Consider the following 17,992-nt stretch of genomic DNA (forward strand, 5'->3'; position numbering starts at 1 on the left):
CGGTCATCTTTGCGCGTTTTGCAGTTTAAAAACAACCCTCCGACGCGGCGCATCGGTATATGTGCGGTTATCTTATCACGGATAGATCGGGCGAAGGGGCAAAAGATCAAGCCCCGCGTCTTGGCGCTTTATGACCTAGGGTCAGACACAACGCTAGACAGGTCAGCTTTTGTGACCTAGTGTGATGCCATAGCTATTGATTGCACGTAGGGGAGGACGCGCTATGGGTACGCAAAAAATTTCACTAACTGACCGGTATGACCTCGAGAAATCGCCCGTGTTGCTGAACGGCACACAGGCGTTGGTGCGCCTGACGATGATGCAGGCGGCACGGGACAAGGCGGCAGGGTTGAATACCGCCGGATACGTGACCGGATATCGTGGATCGCCACTGGGGGCCGTTGACCTTCAGATGGACCGCGCCGCCAAGACGCTGGCCGCGCATAACGTCGTGTTCGAACCAGGCCTGAACGAAGACCTTGCCGCTACGGCCCTATGGGGCAGCCAGCAGGCAGAATTGCGCGGTGAGGGGAAGTACGACGGTGTGTTTGGCCTGTGGTACGGTAAGGGCCCGGGTGTGGACCGCTCTGGCGATGTGATGCGTCACGCGAATATGGCGGGCTCGTCCGCGAACGGTGGTGTTCTGATGGCCATGGGGGATGACCATACGGGTGAATCCTCTACCGTGTTGCACCAGTCAGAATGGGCGATGGTGGATGCCTATATGCCCGTCGTCAGCCCCGCCGGTGTGCAGGAGATCCTTGATTACGGTATCTACGGCTGGGCGCTAAGCCGTTTCAGCGGACTATGGGTCGGGCTCAAGACGATGAAGGACACCGTAGAGGCGACATCGGTCGTGAATGGTGACCCGAACCGAATGAAGCTGGTCACCCCGCAGTTCGATATGCCGGACGGTGGGCTGAACATTCGTCTGCAAGACACGCCGCATCTGCAAGAAGCGCGGATGATTGACCATAAACGATATGCCGCCGAAGCGTTCAGCCATGCCAACAAAATGGACAAGCGCATGTGGGGCAAGCGCGGGGCCAAGATCGGCATCGCGGCAGCCGGTAAGAACTGGCTGGATGTGATCCACGCCATGAGCTTGCTTAACATCGACGAGAACGAAGCCGAACGTCTGGGGATCACGCTCTATAAGATCGGGCAGACCTTCCCGCTGGATATGAAGGGGTTCCATTCCTGGGCCGAAGGGCTCGATCTGGTGATCGTCGTGGAAGAGAAGCGCAAGCTGATCGAGGTGCAGATCAAAGAGGCGCTGTTCTCGGATACGCATCGCCGCGTCTATGGCTGGCACAAAGGCGGTGGTGCCGGGATGGAGCATGGCGAAGAGCTGTTCCCCACCCGTGGCGCACTGGACCCGATCTGGATTGCCGAAAAGCTGGGCGGTATCTTTATCGAGGAAGGCCGGACGACCGATGGCATCAAGGCGGGTATGGAAGCGCTGGATACCGCGCGTCGTGCCGACAACGCCGAAGACATCGCTGCGCGTGTGCCCTACTTCTGTTCGGGCTGTCCGCATAACTCATCAACCAAGCTACCAGAGGGGAGCCGCGCCTACGCCGGGATCGGTTGCCACTATATGGTGCAGTGGATGGATCGCGAGACAACCGGCTTTACCCATATGGGAGGGGAAGGTGCGAACTGGATCGGTGAATCCAAGTTCTCTACACGCGACCATGTGTTCCAGAACCTCGGGGACGGGACATACAACCATTCGGGTAATCTGGCGATCCGTGCGGCCATCGCGGCCAAGACGAACATCACCTACAAGATCCTTTATAACGATGCCGTTGCCATGACCGGTGGCCAGCACAATGAAGGCGATCTGGACGCTCCGCGTATCGTGGCAGAGGTGAAGGCCATGGGCGTCAAGAATATCGCAGTGGTCTATGACGAGAAAGAAGACGTAGACGAAAAAGCCTTTGGCGGCGTGCCGATGTACGAGCGCGCAGACCTGCAGACCGTGCAAGAGAATTTCGCCAAACATAAAGGCGTCAGCGTTATCGTCTATATCCAGACCTGTGCCGCCGAGAAACGTCGCCGTCGCAAACGGGGGCTGTTCCCTGATCCCGACAAGCGCGTATTCATCAATACCGATGTCTGCGAAGGCTGCGGGGATTGTGGTGTGCAGTCCAACTGCGTCTCGATCGTGCCCGAAGAAACAGAATTGGGACGCAAACGGGCGATTGATCAATCCTCGTGCAACAAGGATTTCTCGTGCGTCAAAGGGTTCTGCCCGTCCTTCGTGACGCTGGAAGGGGCCAAGATCCGCAAGGATCCCACGACAGAGGTCAAGACCCCCGACCTGCCCATGCCGACCCTGCCTGCGATCAATGGCACGCATAACGTGGTGATCACCGGTGTCGGTGGGACCGGCGTTGTGACCATCGGTGCCGTGCTGGCGCAAGCCGCGCAGATTGACGGCAAGGGCGCTGGGATGATGGAGATGGCAGGCCTTGCCCAAAAGGGCGGTGCCGTACATATCCATTGCCGTATTGCGAACCGTCCCGAAGATATCAGCGCCATTCGCGTGGCAACGGGTGAAGCGGATGCGTTGATCGGGGGCGATCTTGTTGTCTCTGCCGGGACCAAGACGCTTGGCCTGACGCGCGCTGGGCGGACGGGGGCGGTTGTGAACTCGCACCAGATCATCACGGGTGAGTTTACCCGCGATACCGAGTTCCAGATGCCCTATGACCGGCTGACCCTCGCGCTTGAGGCGCGGCTGAAGGATGACGTCGCGCTGTTTGATGCCTCTGATCTGGCGAAGGCGACGCTGGGGGATTCGATCTATTCAAACATGATGATCTTCGGCGCGGCCTGGCAGCAGGGGTTGATCCCGCTGTCGCTGGACAGTTTGCAACAGGCGATCACGTTGAACGGTGCCGCGGTCGAGCGGAACCTGCGTGCGTTTGAACTGGGCCGTTGGGCCGTGCTGCACCCCGAAGATGCCAAGCGCGTGATGACGCCCAATGTTGTCGCCCTGCCGAAGACGCTGGATGAACGGATCGCCTTCCGCAAGGACCACCTGATCGCCTATCAGGGCACGCGGCTGGCGAAGCGCTATGGCACCATGGTGGACGGCATTACCGACGCGCGCCTGAAAGAGGCCGTGGCCTTGGGCTACCACAAGCTCCTGTCCTATAAAGATGAATACGAGGTCGCGCGCCTGTTGAAATCCACCCGCGCCAAAGTGGCAGAGGCCTTTGAGGGGGATCCCAAGCTGACCTTCAACCTTGCGCCACCGATCCTGTCGAAAACCGGCGCGGATGGCCGTCCGATGAAACGGACCTTTGGCGCGTGGATGGAGGGGCCGTTCAACATGCTGGCGCGGATGAAATTCCTGCGCGGCACGCCATTCGATCCCTTCGGTCGTACCGACGAACGCCGGATGGAGCGGTCGTTGATCACGCAATACGAGGCCGACATGAAGGATGTTCTGCCCAAGCTGACCGACGCAACCCATGACGCGATTGTCGCCTTGGCGGAGCTTCCCTTGCAGATCCGCGGCTTTGGTCCGGTGAAACAGTCGAATGAAGCCAAGGCCGCAAAGCGGCGCGAAGAGCTGCTGGCCGTCATCCGGTCAGGCGGCACGCAAAACTCGCGCGCGGCTGAATAGGCTGAATAGGCTGTCTGTCACGCGACTGTCATGATCCACTGCTAGAGGGCAAGGCAAAGCCCGTGAAAAGGAACCGACCTTGACCCTCTTGCAGCCCGATCTTCGGCCGCTGACAGCGCGTGACATCAGCTATGCCTATTCCGCCAAATCGCGGCCCGCGCGTGCCTTCATCCGCCTGATGGAGAATAGCACAGGGCGGTTGGGGCTGATGAAACGCGCAACCGGCTATGAAGACGACATGGCGCGCGGGATGGGGTTCTTTGACGTGATGGTGCAGCGCTACGGGCTGACGCTTGACGTCGTGGGCGGCAGTCTGGCGAATATCCCTGAAACGGGGCCTGTCATCGCGCTGGCGAACCATCCTTACGGTATTCTGGACGGGTTGATGCTGGGGCATATGCTGTCGCGCCGCCGGGACGGGTTCAAGATCATGGCGCATTCGGTCTTTAACCGCGCGCCCGACCTGAACCGCCATTTGCTGCCGATCAGTTTTGACGAGGACAAGGCCGCGCTGGCGCTGAACCTGCGCACGCGCAAGACCGCGCTGGAGTATCTGGGGCAGGGTGGCGCGGTTGGTATCTTTCCGGGGGGCACCGTCAGCACCAGCGCACGGCCGTTTTCGCGCCCTATGGACCCGGGCTGGCGCAGCTTTACCGCCCGCATGATCGCGAAATCGGATGCCACCGTCGTGCCGATCTACTTCGACGGCCACACCAGCCGCCTGTTCCAGATTGCCAGCCATCTGCATCACACCCTGCGCATGGGACTGCTGATCAAGGAATTCCGCAAACGCGTCGACACGCCCGTGCGCGTGGTCATCGGCGAACCCATCGGCAGAAACGTGCTGGACCCCATGGCAAAAGACGCAAAAGCTATGATGGATTTCCTGCGCAAAGCGACGTATGAGTTGTCACCAGACCCGGCAAAATCCTTTGATCTGGGGTTTGAATTTGAAGATCGGCATCGTGCCGACAGGTGACGGCAAGGTGTTATGGCAGTTGGTATTTTCGATTCTGGGCTAGGCGGGCTGACCGTTTGGGATGCCGTGCAGGCACAGCTACCGGATGTGGATTTCGTGTATTTGGCCGATAGCGCCCATGCGCCCTACGGTGTGCGTAATGCGGATGACATTTATAACCTGACCACTGCTGCAACCCAGCGTCTGTTCGATGCGGGCTGCGATCTGGTGATCTTGGCGTGCAACACGGCCTCTGCCGCGGCGCTACGCCGGATGCAGGAAGGGTGGATCCCGTCGGACAAGCGTGTGTTGGGCGTCTTTGTGCCGCTGATCGAGGCGATGACAGAACGCCAATGGGGCGACAATTCCCCCCCGCGCGAGGTGGATCTAAAGCACGTGGCGCTGTTTGCGACGCCCGCAACAGTGGCAAGCCGTGCGTTCCAGCGTGAACTGGCCTTTCGGGCGATCGGGGTCGATGTCGAAGCGCAGGCCTGTGGGGGGGTCGTCGATGCGATCGAGGACGGTGATTTCATCCTCGCCGAAGCGCTGGTGCGCAGCCATGTGGACGCGCTGAAACGCAAGATGCCCGCGCCCGAAGCTGCCATTCTGGGGTGCACCCATTACCCGCTGATGCAGGAAACCTTTCAGGACGCGCTTGGCCCCGATGTCAAAGTGTTCAGCCAGGCCAATCTGGTCGCCCATAGTTTAGGCGACTATCTGCAGCGTCACCCCAATATGCTGGGCACGGGTGAGGCGGCTTTCCTGACCACGGGCGACCCCAAAAAGGTCAGCAGCCGTGCCACGCAATTCTTGCGACGACCCTTGACCTTTCAAGCGGCCTAACACGTATTTGCTAACACTTTCCGAACGGAACCCGACATGACCCATAATATCGCCATTCTTGGTGCCTCCGGCTATACCGGAGCCGAGCTGATCCGGCTGATCGCTGGCCATTCCTCTATGCAGATCAAAGCTTTGGGGGCAAACTCCAAGGCGGGGCAAACCATCGCAGAGGTGTTTCCACACCTGCGTCATCTCGACCTGCCCGCATTGATCACCATCGAAGAGATCGATTTCTCGGACATTGACCTGTGCTTTTGCGCCTTGCCGCATAAAACCAGCCAAGAGGTCATCGCGAACCTGCCTAAAGACCTGAAAATCGTCGATCTTTCGGCAGATTTCCGGCTGCGCGACCCCGAGGCCTACGCCAAGTGGTACGGCAACTCCCATGCCGCGCTGGAGCAGCAGAAAGAGGCGGTCTATGGCCTCACCGAATTCTACCGCGAAGAGATCAAATCCGCGCGTCTTGTGGCCGGTACAGGCTGTAACGCCGCCACCGGCCAGTTCGCCCTGCGCCCCTTGATCGAAAAAGGCGTCATTGATCTGGACGACATCATCCTTGACCTCAAATGCGCCGTGTCCGGTGCGGGGCGGTCGTTGAAGGAAAACCTGCTGCATGCAGAGCTGTCCGAGGGGTACCACGCCTATTCCCTTGGCGGGACGCACCGCCATCTGGGTGAGTTTGATCAGGAGTTTTCCGCCATCGCCGGCCGTCCGGTCAAGGTGCAGTTCACCCCGCATCTGGTGCCCGCCAACCGCGGGATTTTGGCGACCGTCTATGTCAAAGGCGACGCCGAGGTGATCCACAAAACCCTTGCCGCGGCCTATGATGCCGAGCCCTTTATCGAACTGCTGCCCATGGGGGAGGCCCCGAGCACGCGCCATATTCGCGGGTCGAACTTCTGTCACATCGGCGTGGTGGCAGACCGGATCGACGGCCGCGCCATTGTGGTTGCCGCGCTCGATAATCTGACCAAGGGCTCCAGCGGGCAGGCGTTGCAAAACGCCAACCTGATGTTAGGTATTGACGAGGTCGAGGGGCTGATGATGGCTCCGCTATTTCCCTGAGGGCGCATGAAAAGTCTTAAAAAGCAACGGCGTATCCAGATTATCGGCGTCGCGGTCGTGGCGCTTGTGCTGTCCACGGCGCTGATTGGATATGCCATGCGCGACGGGATAAACTTTTTCCGCGCGCCCAGTCAGGTGATCGCCGAACCGCCCGGCCCGGCAGAGGTTTTCCGCATCGGTGGCCTCGTTGAAGAGGGCAGCCTTGTGCGCGGGGATGGTCTGACGATCCGCTTTTCCGTGACCGATGGCGGCGCGGCTGTGCCTGTGACCTACAGCGGTGTATTGCCCGATCTGTTCGAGGAAAATCAAGGCATGGTGGGGACAGGGCGTTACATAAACGGCACCTTCGAAGCGACGGAAATCCTTGCCAAACATGACGAGACCTACATGCCGAAAGAGGTCGTCGACGCCCTGAAAGAGCAAGGCGTTTATGTTGCCCCCGAGGGGTGATGCGTACGGGCCTGCCGGGTTTCGTTAACATCTGAGACGTCATTCTTGCAGCAGTGCAACCTGCAGGAAGGGCCAATTTGATGCAAACTGTTGAGGAAATTGCAAAGTCCATCGTCGCGCGTGAGGGGGGCTTTGTGAATGACCCCGATGATCCGGGCGGGGCAACGAACCACGGCGTCACCATCCACACGCTGCGTCGGCTGGGGCTGGATGTGAACCGTGACGGCGCAGTAAATCTCGCCGATGTTCAAGAGCTTACTCAAGATCAAGCGACCGAGATATTCATCACCCATTACTTCCACAAACCCAAGATCGCGCAGCTGCCCCGTCCGCTCCAGCCCTCCGTTTTCGACATGTACGTGAATGCGGGGGCGAATGCGGTGAAGATTCTTCAGCGATTGTTAAGAGATATGGGGTTTGATGTGGCCGTGGACGGGGTGCTTGGACCGCAAACGCTTGGCGCTACGGGGCGCGCCTATGCCGCTGCACCTGCGCAGATGGTGGACGCCTACGCCGTGGCGCGGCGTAACTATTACTTTGGGCTGGCGGATCAGCGCCCCGCAAGTCGCAAATACGCCCGCACAAGGGCAGGAAAGAAGGGAGGATGGATCAAACGGGCAGAGGAATTCATGTCGCCGCGGTACCATCTGAGCATCCGTGACTTTAACGAAAGGGTCGCGGCATGGGGATGATTGATACCGCGCTTGCGTTGGTCTTTGGTGACGGCCGCAATGTGGTGCGCGACACGGTCGAGGTATTTCGCCCCAATGCGGAAAAGACGGCCGGCCGTGATGCGACCGCGCGGGAACAGGCTATGGTGCAATTTGGGGCGGAATTCGCTGTGCCCCGCAAGGGACGGTTTGACCGTTTCATGGACGGGCTGAACCGGCTTCCGCGTCCAGCGCTGGCGCTTGGTACCTTGGGCTTGTTCATCACGGCGATGGTCGACCCAGTCTGGTTTGCCAGCCGGATGCAGGGCGTGTCGCTGGTGCCAGAGCCGTTGTGGTGGCTTCTGGGGGTTGTCGTGTCCTTCTACTTTGGCGCGCGGTATCAGGTGAAAACACAAGAGTTCCAACGCTCTATCGCGCGCACCATCGCGCAGACACCAACGGTGATGCGACATATCGAAGAGCTGGAAACGCTACGTGTTAATGGTGTTGAAGAAGGGGCCGTGCGGGATCTGGAAGGCGTATCTAGCGCAGTGCGCGACAGATCGGACAACGCGGCGCTTGCGGACTGGCGCAGGGCTGCGGGGTAACTGGCGCAGAGTTGCTGGGTAAGGGGGGACCCTGCGACGCTTTGCTGCGCACAGTCGTGTGATTTCGCGGTGAATCGGCATGGTATGGGGCGGTGCTCCGCTCTATGATCGGGGTATGATTACAGAGCTCGGACATTTCGCCCTTATCCTCGCCTTCGGCGTTGCCATCGTTCAGATGGTCGTGCCCCTGATCGGTGCCCATAAACGCTGGCCCGGGTGGATGGCTGTGGCAGAGCCCGCCGCCGGGGCGCAATTCGCCCTGACATTGCTGGCGTTTGGGGCGTTGATGTGGGCCTTTGTCACCTCTGATTTCTCGCTGCGATTGGTGGTGTTGAACAGCCACTCGATGAAGCCGCTTTTGTATAAAATCAGCGGTACTTGGGGCAATCATGAAGGCTCAATGCTGCTGTGGGTGCTCATTGTCTCGCTATTCGGGGCGATGGCCGCGTGGTTCGGGGGGAATCTGCCGCCGACTTTGCGGGCGCGGGTTCTTTCTGTGCAAGCCGCAATCGGTGTGGCGTTTTTTGCCTTCATCCTTTTCACATCCAACCCGTTCTTGCGGCTGGCGACGCCACCTTTTGACGGGCAGGATCTGAACCCGCTTCTGCAGGACCCCGGGCTCGCCTTCCACCCGCCGTTTTTGTATTTGGGGTATGTCGGCCTTTCGATGACCTTCAGCTTTGCCGTTGCCGCCTTGATCGAAGGGCGGATTGATGCCGCTTGGGGCCGGTGGGTGCGCCCTTGGACCTTGGCGGCGTGGGTGTTTTTGACGATTGGCATCGCTCTCGGGTCCTGGTGGGCCTATTACGAACTTGGCTGGGGCGGGTTCTGGTTCTGGGATCCCGTTGAAAATGCTAGCTTTATGCCCTGGCTTCTGGCGGCGGCGCTGCTTCACTCCGCCATCGTTGTGGAGAAACGAGAAAGCCTGAAAAGCTGGACGATCCTGCTTGCGATCCTGGCTTTTGGCTTCTCGCTGATCGGGACGTTTATCGTCAGGTCCGGGTTGCTAACCTCGGTCCACGCCTTTGCGAATGACCCCGAACGCGGCGTGTTTATCCTGATGATCATGGCGTTTTTCATGGGCGGTGCGCTGGTTCTGTTCGCGGCGCGCGCCAGCGCGTTAGAGGCGAAAGGCGTGTTCAGCATGGTCAGCCGAGAGTCGGCTTTGCTGGTAAACAACGTATTGCTCGCCGTTGCGTGTTTCGTCGTGTTCATTGGCACGATGTGGCCCTTGCTGGCCGAAATGTTCTTCGACAGAAAATTGAGCGTTGGCCCCCCGTTTTTTAACGCCGCCTTTACACCTTTCATGATTATGCTGGGGCTGATCCTGCCGATCGGGTCGGCGATGCCTTGGAAGCGTGCGGTGATTTCGCGGGCGCTAAAGCCGCTACGCTACGCCTTCGTATTGGCGATTGCGATTGGGGGGCTGGCCTACGCGATGCAGTCGGGGCGTAGCTTGCTGGGTCCGCTCGGGTTGTTCTTGGGCGCGTGGATCGTGATGGGCACCGTTGTTGACCTGTGGGGGCGCACGGGGCGCGGTAGTAACCGGCTGCGCCGGCTTGGGCGGTTGCCGCGCGCGGATTGGGGCAAGATGGTGGCCCACGCCGGTCTTGGGGTTACCATGGCTGGGGTGGCTGGCCTGACGGCGTGGTCGATTGATGACATCCGCGCCGTTCCGCTGGGGGAATCCTACGATGTGGGGCGCTATACCGTGCAGTTGGACGATGTCACCCAGGGCCAGGGTCCGAACTATACGGCGACGACCGGCAGCGTGACATTGTTCCACGACGGGGAAGAGATTGCGCAGTTGCGACCGGAGAAACGCTTCTATCCCGTGGCGCAGATGCCCACGACCGAAGCGGCGATCGACTATAACCTGCTGCGCGATGTCTATGTCGTGATCGGGGATGAACAGGCAAATGGCGGATGGGTGGTGCGCACCTATGTCAAACCGCTGACCAACTGGATATGGATCGGCTGCGCACTGATGGCCCTAGGCGGCGTTTTAAGCCTTTCGGACCGACGCTACCGCGTTGCGGCAGGGGCGGCGAAATCAAAGCCGGTGCCTGCGGAATGAGGGCGCTAATACTCGCCCTAATGTTGTTCGCGGCCCCTGTACTGTCGGTTGCGCCGACCTGGGCCGTGCAGCCGGACGAGGTGCTCTCGGATCCGGCGCTTGAACAACGCGCGCGGAGCTTGTCGAAAGGGTTGCGTTGCCTTGTGTGCCGCAACGAAAGCATCGACGAAAGCAACGCCAGCCTTGCGCGCGACCTGCGTATCCTGCTGCGCGAACGTCTGGTGGCCGGCGATAGCGACGAAGAGGCGGTCGCTTATATCGTCGACCGCTATGGTGAATATGTCCTGCTGAACCCGCCTGCGCGGGGATCGACCTGGGTGTTATGGGCGGCAGGACCGCTCATGCTGTTGATTGCGGCAGGGGTCGGGTTTGGCTACCTGCGCGGTCGTGCGAAGGCACCGTCCGTCGAACAGGCCCCGCTCAGCGCACAAGAACAGGCTCGGCTGGACGACATTCTGAAGCGATAACGCGGGGTTTCACTGGCGGTGGCCTGTCGTATGGGTAAGGTGCGGGGGAAATCTAGATGAGGAACCCGCGCCATGGACTATCAAACCCTGACCTATGAACTGACCGACGGGCTGGCCGTGGTCACCATGAACCGCCCCGACAAGATGAACGCGCTGACCACGCAAATGCGGGCAGAGATCGAGCACGCGTTTACCCAAGCGGGCAAAGACGCGCGTTGTGTGGTCATCACCGGTGCCGGTCGTGCGTTTTGCACCGGTCAGGATCTCAGCGACAGCAGCAGCAAGGGCTCGCTGGATCTGGAACGCACCCTGCGCGAGGAATACGGCCCCATGCTGCGGGCGATCACCAACTGCCCTGTGCCAACGATCGCCGCGGTCAATGGTCCTGCGGCGGGGGCAGGGGCGAACCTTGCACTGGCTGCGGATGTGGTCTTTGCGACGGAATCTTCTTATTTCCTGCAAGCATTTACGCGCATTGGACTGATGCCCGATGCGGGCGGCACCTACACGTTGCCCCGCCAGATGGGCACGGCCAAGGCTATGGGCGCGGCCTTGTTCGCGGATAAAATCTCTGCCCGTCAGGCGGATGACTGGGGGATGATTTGGGAAGCCGTGGCTGATGCCGCGTTTGACAACCATTGGCGTGCCAAGGCGGCGCATCTGGCGCAAGGACCGACCGCAGCCTATGCCGCTGCCAAGAACGCCATTCGCGCCAGCTGGGACAATACGCTGGAGGATCAGCTGTCGCTAGAGGCGCAGGAACAAGGCAAATGCGGGCAATCACGTGATTTCAAAGAGGGCGTGATGGCCTTTATGCAGAAACGCCCCGCGAGCTTCGAGGGCCGCTAATCCCGCTAGACCGAGCGTTCGACCAGCAACACGTCATCGGGGTTGAGGGTCGGACGCGAGGCGCTGGCAACCACGGCCACCGCTATCCCGTCTGCGAGCACCGTGTGAACGCTGCCTGACACTTGCTTTACCGTGATCCGCGGCGGCGTCTGGCCCTTGTCATAGACCACCGCGATCTGGTCACATTTCTGTTCGATATCATGCACGAACGATCCCTGCGGCGCGGGATGATGTCGTGCGGTCTTGCAGCTTAGACTGGTCGCGTTATCCCATTGCAGGCGAGGCCGAGGGTCGTTCATCCGGTCATCCTTTCCGCGGGGGGCAGCGGGCGTATTGGGGTCTGCTGTGCATCGCACAGGGTAAACCTGCGCTGAATTGACGATGAATCTGGGATGATCGGGGCAGTTGGTCAATCAATTTTGACCATTATGCCCAGCTTGGAAACAACAACACAAAACTGCCATATTTCGGACCCTATGGTTTCGAAATGGGGAAAAGTGAGTTGAAACAGTGGGCTGGAAAGAGGCGCTTTGATCACGGGGCGCTTTCTGGCGAGCTTTCAGGTGATTCTCTTTGTCCTGTGTTTCAGGCAGCGCCAACCCGCCCTGAAACGCAAAACGCCCCGCCGTGGGGGCGGGGCGTTTTGACTAATGTACTGACATTCAGCGCTTTTCGATATCCACATAGTCGCGTGGTGTTTCGCCAAGATACAGCTGACGGGGACGCCCGATTTTCAGCTGAGGATCGCTGATCTGCTCTTTCCACTGCGAGATCCAGCCAACGGTCCGTGCCAGCGCGAAGATCGGCGTAAACATCGACGTGGGGAAACCCATCGCTTCGAGGATGATGCCCGAGTAGAAATCGACGTTCGGGAACAGCTTCTTCTCTGCGAAGTACGGATCTTCCAGCGCCTGTTTTTCAAGCTCTTTCGCGACCTGCAGGATCGGGTTGTTTTCGACACCCAGCAGCTCAAGCACTTCGTCCGCGCTTTCTTTCATCACGGTCGCGCGTGGGTCGTGGTTCTTGTAGACGCGGTGACCAAAGCCCATCAGACGGAACGGGTCGTTCTTGTCCTTGGCGCGGGCGATGAATTCAGGGATGCGGTCCGGTGTGCCGATTTCTTTCAGCATTTCCAGACAAGCCTGGTTCGCCCCACCATGCGCCGGACCCCAAAGGCAGGCAATGCCAGCAGCGATACAGGCAAAGGGGTTCGCCCCCGAAGAGGACGCCAGACGCACGGTCGATGTCGATGCGTTCTGTTCGTGGTCGGCGTGCAGGGTAAAGATGCGGTCCATCGCGCGGGCGAGGATCGGGTCGACGACATAATCCTCGGCTGGAACGGCGAAACACATGCGCAGGAAGTTACCGGCATAGTCAACGTCGTTACGCGGATAGACGAACGGTTGACCGATGGTGTATTTATAGGCCATCGCGGCAATCGTCGGCATCTTGGCGATCAGACGGATCGTTGCCACTTCGCGCTGGTGCGCGTCGTTGATGTCGGTGCTGTCGTGGTAGAAGGCAGACATCGCGCCCACAACGCCGACCATGATCGCCATCGGGTGTGCATCACGGCGGAAACCACGGAAGAAGTTGATCATCTGCTCGTGGATCATGGTGTGGTTGGTCACCAGATTTTCGAACTCTTCCAGCTGCGCGGCAGAGGGCAGTTCGCCATACAGCAGCAGGTAGCACACTTCGAGGTAGTGAGATTCGCTGGCCAGTTGGTCGATCGGATACCCACGGTGCAGCAACACGCCTTCGTCACCGTCAATGAAGGTGATCGTGCTGTCACAGGCCGCTGTCGAGGTGAAGCCGGGGTCATATGTGAACACATTCGCCTGAGAGAACAGCTTGCGGATGTCCATGACATCCGGGCCCGCCGACGGGGAATAGATCGGCAGTTCAAAGCTGTTCCCGTCGATGGTCAACGTTGCGGATTTTGTACTTTCGGCCATGAAGTCCCTTCCTATCGTTTTATCGACGTGCGTTATGCCGTCGACTGGGGAGATACCGAAACGGTCCGCCCCTCAGTTATTGTTGAGCATATCAGGAATATGCTTTTGCATATCTTAGATAGCTGCATCGTTTAAACGGGCAAGGCTTTCGTCGCGCCCAAGTACCAGCATCATATCGAAAACTGATGGGGTTGCTGCCCGCCCGGCGAGTGCTGCGCGCAGCGGCCCCGCCAGTTTGCCGAATTTGGTGTCCCGAGCGGCGGCAAAGCCGTTCAGCGCCTCCTCCAGCGTTTCTCTGTCCCAAGTAACATTCTGCAACTGCGGCGTCAATTCAGTCAGCATACCACGGGATACATTGTCCAAGTGCTTGTCTGCCTTCTCGTCCGGTTGGATGGGGCGTTCGGCGAGTATAAACTCAGCTTTTTCAAGGAGATCAGGAAATTTCTTCGCGCGATCCTTTAAGCAATACATCGCCCGCTCCAACCCGTCAGCTTGCGCATTTGTGAGCGCGGGCAGACCGGCAGCAGTCAAATAGGCCTCGATCTCGTGCCGCAATGCAGCATCATCCGCCGCGGCGATGTGCTGCCCGCAGATGTTTTCCAGCTTCTTGAGGTCAAATTGCGCGGGGCTTTTGCGGATACCGTCCAGATCGAACCATTCTTGCGCTTGGGCGTCGGTGAAGAATTCGTCGTCCCCATGGCTCCACCCCAGACGGGCGAGGTAGTTGCGCATACCGGCTGCGGGAAAGCCCATGGCCTGATACTCCTGCGCGCCCAAAGCGCCGTGACGTTTCGACAGTTTCTTGCCATCCGCGCCGTGGATCAGCGGGATATGCGCCCAGACCGGTACGTCCCAGCCCATGGCGTTGTAAATCATCATCTGGCGCGCGGCGTTGTTGAGGTGATCATCCCCGCGGATCACATGGGTTACGCCCATGTCATGGTCATCAACAACAACGGCCAGCATATAGACGGGCGTACCATCGGAACGTAACAGCACCATGTCATCAAGCTGGTCGTTCCCGATCACCACGTCGCCCTGCACCGCGTCGCGGATGACGGTTTCGCCCGTCAACGGGGCCTTGATCCGTACGACATAGGGGGCGTCGGGGTGCGTTTCGGGCGCGGCGTCACGCCAGGGTGATTGGTACAGGGTGCTGCGCCCCTCGGCCTTGGCCTGGTCCCGGAACGCGGCGATTTCTTCTTGCGAGGCAAAGCACTTATAGGCCTTTCCTTCGGCAAGTAGTTGCAGCGCCACCTCGGCGTGGCGGGGGGCGTTTTCGAACTGGCTGACCACGTCACCGTCGTGATCCAGTCCCAGCCACGCCATGCCCTGCAGAATCGCTTCGGTTGCCTCGGGGGTGTGGCGCTGTCGGTCGGTGTCCTCGATACGCAGCAGGAATTTACCGCCCCGACCGCGTGCATAAAGCCAGCTGAACAGCGCCGTCCGCGCGCCGCCGATGTGCAGATAACCGGTAGGAGACGGGGCGAAACGGGTAACGACAGGCGTTGTCATGGGCGGAGGATCCTTTGCAGCAGAAGTTCACGGAAAACGCCCGTTCGGGGTGCCGTTTATCATTTGCTAACTCCTTTGGAGATAGCGTCCCCGACTATCTACCCAGTGCAGAGAACGGGGGCAAGTATGGGGCTGTTGTCCTATATGGCGCAGTGCATGCGCGCACAGCGGGGGCATCTGATCGGCTGGGTGCCGGTGTGTCTGGCCGTGGGGATCGGCAGCTATTTTGCGCTGCGGGTTGAGCCTTCGCTGACCGTCCTGTTTGGGGTCGCGGGCGGGGCGGCGCTGCTGGGGGTTGCGGCCTTTCTGGCGGGCGAGGTCGCGGGGCCTGTGGTGTTGGGCGCGGCCTTTGCATTGGTCGGTTTTGATCTGGCGGCGTGGCGGGCCCATGCTGTCGGCGGGCCGGTGCTGGGGTGGCGCTATTACGGCCCGATCGCGGGGCGCGTCGTGGCGGTGGATCGCAGCCAGTCCGACGCCTTGCGGCTGACGCTGGATCGGGTCGTGCTAGAACGGGTGTCTGCGGCGCGCACGCCGCTGCATGTGCGCGTGTCCTTGCACGGCGACAGACGCTTTGACGCGGATATCACGCCGGGGTTGGGGGTGATGACCACGGGGCATCTGTCGCCGCCAAGCGGCCCGGTCGAGCCTGAGGGCTTTGATTTCCAGCGGCATGCATGGTTCGCGGGCTTGGGCGCTGTGGGGTACAGTCGCACCCCCTTACTGGCGGCGACACCGGCTGAGGCGGGGCATGGCGGGCTGGCGGTCTTTCGGGCGCGCATGGCGGCCTCGGCCCGGATTCAGCGGATCTTGTCGGGTGATATCGGCGGGTTTGCCACCGCGATCACCACTGGCGACCGCAGCGCCATCAGCCAAGACGCGCTGCACGATCTGCGTGCCAGCAACCTTGCGCATCTGCTGGCGATCTCGGGCTTGCACATGGGATTGCTGAGCGCGGTGGTCTTCGGCGCGTTGCGGATCGTGCTGACGTTGGTGCCATGGATCGCGCTGCGCTGGCCCACGCGCAGCATCGCAGCCGCTGGGGCGCTGGTGGCGGCCAGCGGCTATCTGCTGTTGTCGGGGGGTAATGTCGCAACCGAACGCGCGTTCATCATGGTCGCCGTGGCCCTTGGCGCATTGATCATCGGGCGACGAGCGCTGACCCTGCGGGCCGTGGCGATTGCGGCCACGATCGTATTGGTCCTTCGGCCAGAGGCATTGACGGGGCCGGGGTTCCAGATGTCCTTTGCCGCCACCACGGGGTTGGTTGCGATCTTTGGCTGGTTGCGCAACGCCGAGGTCTCGCTCGGGCCGAAGTGGCTGGCACCGGCGGTGGCGACGGTGATTTCCTCGGCTGTGGCGGGGGGCTTTACCGCGCCCATCGGGGCGGCCCATTTCAACACGATCGCGCAGTATGGCTTGGTCGCGAACCTGCTGTCGGTCCCGCTGATGGGGGTTTTGGTGATGCCGGCCGCCGTTGCGGCCTTGGTCATGGCTCCGCTGGGGCTAGAGTGGATCCCCCTGCAGGTCATGGGCGCAGGGTTGCGCTGGATCTTGCTGGTCGCGCAAGGCGTGGCAGAGATCGACGGGGCGCAGGGGCATGTGGCCGCCCCCGGCCCTTGGGTGCTGCCGCTGCTGACGCTCGGGTTTTTGTGGCTGTTGCTGTGGCAGGGCTGGTTGCGGTTTGCCGGTCTGGGGGCCGTGATTGCGGCGGGGGTATTGTGGCACGGGGCAGAGCGTCCGACGGTACTGATCTCGGACACCGGCAGTCTGGTGGGGGTGATGACCCCCACGGGCCGTGCGCTAAGCAAGGCGAAAGGCGCAGGCTTTGTCGCGCTTAACTGGCTGGAGAATGACGGCGACGGCGCCGATCAGACCCAAGCCGCAGCGCGTTGGCCCACAAGGTCAAAGATCGGCGGGCGAGAGGTGATCCACCTGTCCGGCAAACGCGCGCGGGCGGCGTTCGGGGCGTGCCGTGCGGATCAGATCATCGTGCTGTCAGTTGTGCCCGATCCGCCGCTGACGGGCGGCTGCGGTGTGTTTGACCCCGACCGGTTGCGATCCACGGGGGCAATTGCACTCACCCTCGACAAGGGGCGGGTCACTATGCAAACGGCCCGCCAAAAGGCGGGCTCGCGGTTGTGGACAGCATGGCCCAAGGACAGGCCGCCGCGGTAGCAAGCGTCAGTAGGTGCGGATCAACCCGACCAGACGTCCCTGCACTTTGACCTTATCCGACGGAAGAACCCGCGTTTCATAGGCGGGGTTAGCGGCTTCCAGCGCGACAGAGCTGCCGTGACGGCGGAATTTCTTGAGCGTCGCCTCGTGGTCTTCGACCAGCGCAACCACGATATCCCCATCATCCGCGACAGAGGTTTCGCGGATGATCACCACGTCGCCATCATTGATCCCTGCGTCGATCATGGAATCACCCTGCACCTCAAGCGCGTAATGTTCGCCGCTGCCGCTGATCATCCCGCCGGGGACGGCGACAGATTGGGTCATGGTGCTGATCGCCTCGATCGGGACACCGGCGGCGATCCGTCCCATCATCGGCACATCAAAGGACGACGCGCTGACCGGCTGCGCGGCAGAAGGGAGCGGCCCATCGGGGCGGTCGCCGTCAATCACGCGCGGGGTAAAGCCCGCACCGGACAGGCTGCCCAAGCTATCGGGCAGTTTCACCACCTCTATCGCGCGGGCGCGATGCGCAAGGCGGCGGATGAATCCGCGTTCCTCAAGCGCTGTGATCAGACGGTGGATGCCGGATTTGGACCGCAGATCAAGCGCTTCTTTCATCTCGTCAAAGCTGGGCGGCACGCCGTCGCGCTGCACACGTTTGTGAATAAAGGCCAGCAGATCGAGTTGTTTCTTGGTCAGCATCCGGACATTCCCCGTTTCTATTTGGGGTTTGT

At 60.6% G+C, this 17,992-nt stretch carries 15 protein-coding genes; 11 read left to right on the forward strand and 4 right to left on the reverse strand.

Going from position 1 to position 17,992, the window contains the following annotated elements:
* The first annotated feature begins 223 nt into the window (after window positions 1-223).
* The 10 genes from B4F27_RS15815 (at window position 224) to B4F27_RS15860 (ending at window position 11,607) form a co-directional block, all read left to right on the forward strand.
* Window positions 224-3,640, forward strand: a complete 3,417-nt coding sequence (locus B4F27_RS15815; RefSeq protein WP_286760104.1) for an indolepyruvate ferredoxin oxidoreductase family protein — start codon at window positions 224-226, stop codon at window positions 3,638-3,640.
* A 79-nt stretch (window positions 3,641-3,719) separates the two neighbouring features.
* The gene (locus tag B4F27_RS15820) at window positions 3,720-4,619 is read left to right on the forward strand and encodes a lysophospholipid acyltransferase family protein (RefSeq protein WP_286760105.1); all 900 of its coding nucleotides are present in this window, start codon (window positions 3,720-3,722) and stop codon (window positions 4,617-4,619) included.
* 12 nt (window positions 4,620-4,631) lie between these two features.
* Window positions 4,632-5,441, forward strand: a complete 810-nt coding sequence (locus B4F27_RS15825; protein ID WP_286760106.1) for a glutamate racemase — start codon at window positions 4,632-4,634, stop codon at window positions 5,439-5,441.
* A 36-nt stretch (window positions 5,442-5,477) separates the two neighbouring features.
* A complete protein-coding gene (argC, locus tag B4F27_RS15830; RefSeq protein ID WP_286760107.1) occupies window positions 5,478-6,506 on the forward strand; it encodes an N-acetyl-gamma-glutamyl-phosphate reductase in 1,029 nt (342 codons plus the stop codon).
* 6 nt (window positions 6,507-6,512) lie between these two features.
* Window positions 6,513-6,956 carry a cytochrome c maturation protein CcmE gene (ccmE, locus tag B4F27_RS15835; protein ID WP_074634386.1) on the forward strand — a complete coding sequence of 148 codons (444 nt, stop codon included), beginning with the start codon at window positions 6,513-6,515 and terminating at the stop codon, window positions 6,954-6,956.
* A gap of 80 nt (window positions 6,957-7,036) precedes the next feature.
* Window positions 7,037-7,648, forward strand: coding sequence for a holin-associated N-acetylmuramidase (locus tag B4F27_RS15840; RefSeq protein ID WP_074634384.1), 612 nt, complete (start codon window positions 7,037-7,039; stop codon window positions 7,646-7,648).
* On the forward strand, window positions 7,639-8,214 hold the full coding sequence (locus B4F27_RS15845; RefSeq protein WP_286760108.1) for a holin family protein: 576 nt from the start codon (window positions 7,639-7,641) through the stop codon (window positions 8,212-8,214). Before B4F27_RS15840 ends, B4F27_RS15845 begins: the two co-directional genes overlap by 10 nt.
* A gap of 115 nt (window positions 8,215-8,329) precedes the next feature.
* Window positions 8,330-10,291: a heme lyase CcmF/NrfE family subunit gene (locus tag B4F27_RS15850; protein ID WP_286760109.1), complete on the forward strand. Its 1,962-nt coding sequence runs from the start codon at window positions 8,330-8,332 to the stop codon at window positions 10,289-10,291.
* A complete protein-coding gene (locus B4F27_RS15855) occupies window positions 10,288-10,758 on the forward strand; it encodes a cytochrome c-type biogenesis protein (protein WP_286760110.1) in 471 nt (156 codons plus the stop codon). Before B4F27_RS15850 ends, B4F27_RS15855 begins: the two co-directional genes overlap by 4 nt.
* Before the next feature lie 72 nt (window positions 10,759-10,830).
* On the forward strand, window positions 10,831-11,607 hold the full coding sequence (locus B4F27_RS15860; RefSeq protein WP_009824814.1) for an enoyl-CoA hydratase-related protein: 777 nt from the start codon (window positions 10,831-10,833) through the stop codon (window positions 11,605-11,607).
* A 5-nt stretch (window positions 11,608-11,612) separates the two neighbouring features.
* Here the strand turns inward: B4F27_RS15860 and B4F27_RS15865 are convergent, their stop codons facing one another.
* The 3 genes from B4F27_RS15865 to gltX all read right to left on the reverse strand — a co-directional run bounded on the left by B4F27_RS15865 (window position 11,613) and on the right by gltX (window position 15,080).
* Window positions 11,613-11,906 carry a hypothetical protein gene (locus B4F27_RS15865; RefSeq protein ID WP_005853859.1) on the reverse strand — a complete coding sequence of 98 codons (294 nt, stop codon included), beginning with the start codon at window positions 11,904-11,906 and terminating at the stop codon, window positions 11,613-11,615.
* 363 nt (window positions 11,907-12,269) lie between these two features.
* Window positions 12,270-13,565: a citrate synthase gene (gltA, locus tag B4F27_RS15870; RefSeq protein WP_286760111.1), complete on the reverse strand. Its 1,296-nt coding sequence runs from the start codon at window positions 13,563-13,565 to the stop codon at window positions 12,270-12,272.
* Window positions 13,566-13,679: 114 nt separating this feature from the next.
* Window positions 13,680-15,080: a glutamate--tRNA ligase gene (gltX, locus tag B4F27_RS15875; RefSeq protein WP_009824811.1), complete on the reverse strand. Its 1,401-nt coding sequence runs from the start codon at window positions 15,078-15,080 to the stop codon at window positions 13,680-13,682.
* 126 nt (window positions 15,081-15,206) lie between these two features.
* Between gltX and B4F27_RS15880 the strand changes: the two genes are divergently transcribed.
* On the forward strand, window positions 15,207-17,255 hold the full coding sequence (locus tag B4F27_RS15880; protein WP_286760112.1) for a ComEC/Rec2 family competence protein: 2,049 nt from the start codon (window positions 15,207-15,209) through the stop codon (window positions 17,253-17,255).
* Between the two features lie 6 nt (window positions 17,256-17,261).
* Here B4F27_RS15880 and lexA read toward each other — a convergent pair whose 3' ends face one another.
* A complete protein-coding gene (lexA, locus tag B4F27_RS15885) occupies window positions 17,262-17,960 on the reverse strand; it encodes a transcriptional repressor LexA (protein ID WP_286760113.1) in 699 nt (232 codons plus the stop codon).
* Window positions 17,961-17,992 lie beyond the last annotated feature (32 nt).

The organism is Sulfitobacter sp. UBA1132 (assembly GCF_002311545.1).
GTDB classification, from domain to species: Bacteria; Pseudomonadota; Alphaproteobacteria; order Rhodobacterales; family Rhodobacteraceae; genus Sulfitobacter; species Sulfitobacter pontiacus.

Bases quoted from the DNA above. Each gene is read 5' to 3' on its own strand.
- B4F27_RS15815 (WP_286760104.1), top strand. From the start codon at position 224: ATGGGTACGCAAAAAATTTCACTAACTGACCGGTATGACCTCGAGAAA.
- B4F27_RS15825 (WP_286760106.1), top strand. From the start codon at position 4,632: ATGGCAGTTGGTATTTTCGATTCTGGGCTAGGCGGGCTGACCGTTTGG.
- argC (WP_286760107.1), top strand. From the start codon at position 5,478: ATGACCCATAATATCGCCATTCTTGGTGCCTCCGGCTATACCGGAGCC.
- ccmE (WP_074634386.1), top strand. From the start codon at position 6,513: ATGAAAAGTCTTAAAAAGCAACGGCGTATCCAGATTATCGGCGTCGCG.
- B4F27_RS15840 (WP_074634384.1), top strand. From the start codon at position 7,037: ATGCAAACTGTTGAGGAAATTGCAAAGTCCATCGTCGCGCGTGAGGGG.
- B4F27_RS15845 (WP_286760108.1), top strand. From the start codon at position 7,639: ATGGGGATGATTGATACCGCGCTTGCGTTGGTCTTTGGTGACGGCCGC.
- B4F27_RS15850 (WP_286760109.1), top strand. From the start codon at position 8,330: ATGATTACAGAGCTCGGACATTTCGCCCTTATCCTCGCCTTCGGCGTT.
- B4F27_RS15855 (WP_286760110.1), top strand. From the start codon at position 10,288: ATGAGGGCGCTAATACTCGCCCTAATGTTGTTCGCGGCCCCTGTACTG.
- B4F27_RS15860 (WP_009824814.1), top strand. From the start codon at position 10,831: ATGGACTATCAAACCCTGACCTATGAACTGACCGACGGGCTGGCCGTG.
- B4F27_RS15865 (WP_005853859.1), bottom strand. From the start codon at position 11,906: ATGAACGACCCTCGGCCTCGCCTGCAATGGGATAACGCGACCAGTCTA.
- gltA (WP_286760111.1), bottom strand. From the start codon at position 13,565: ATGGCCGAAAGTACAAAATCCGCAACGTTGACCATCGACGGGAACAGC.
- gltX (WP_009824811.1), bottom strand. From the start codon at position 15,080: ATGACAACGCCTGTCGTTACCCGTTTCGCCCCGTCTCCTACCGGTTAT.
- B4F27_RS15880 (WP_286760112.1), top strand. From the start codon at position 15,207: ATGGGGCTGTTGTCCTATATGGCGCAGTGCATGCGCGCACAGCGGGGG.
- lexA (WP_286760113.1), bottom strand. From the start codon at position 17,960: ATGCTGACCAAGAAACAACTCGATCTGCTGGCCTTTATTCACAAACGT.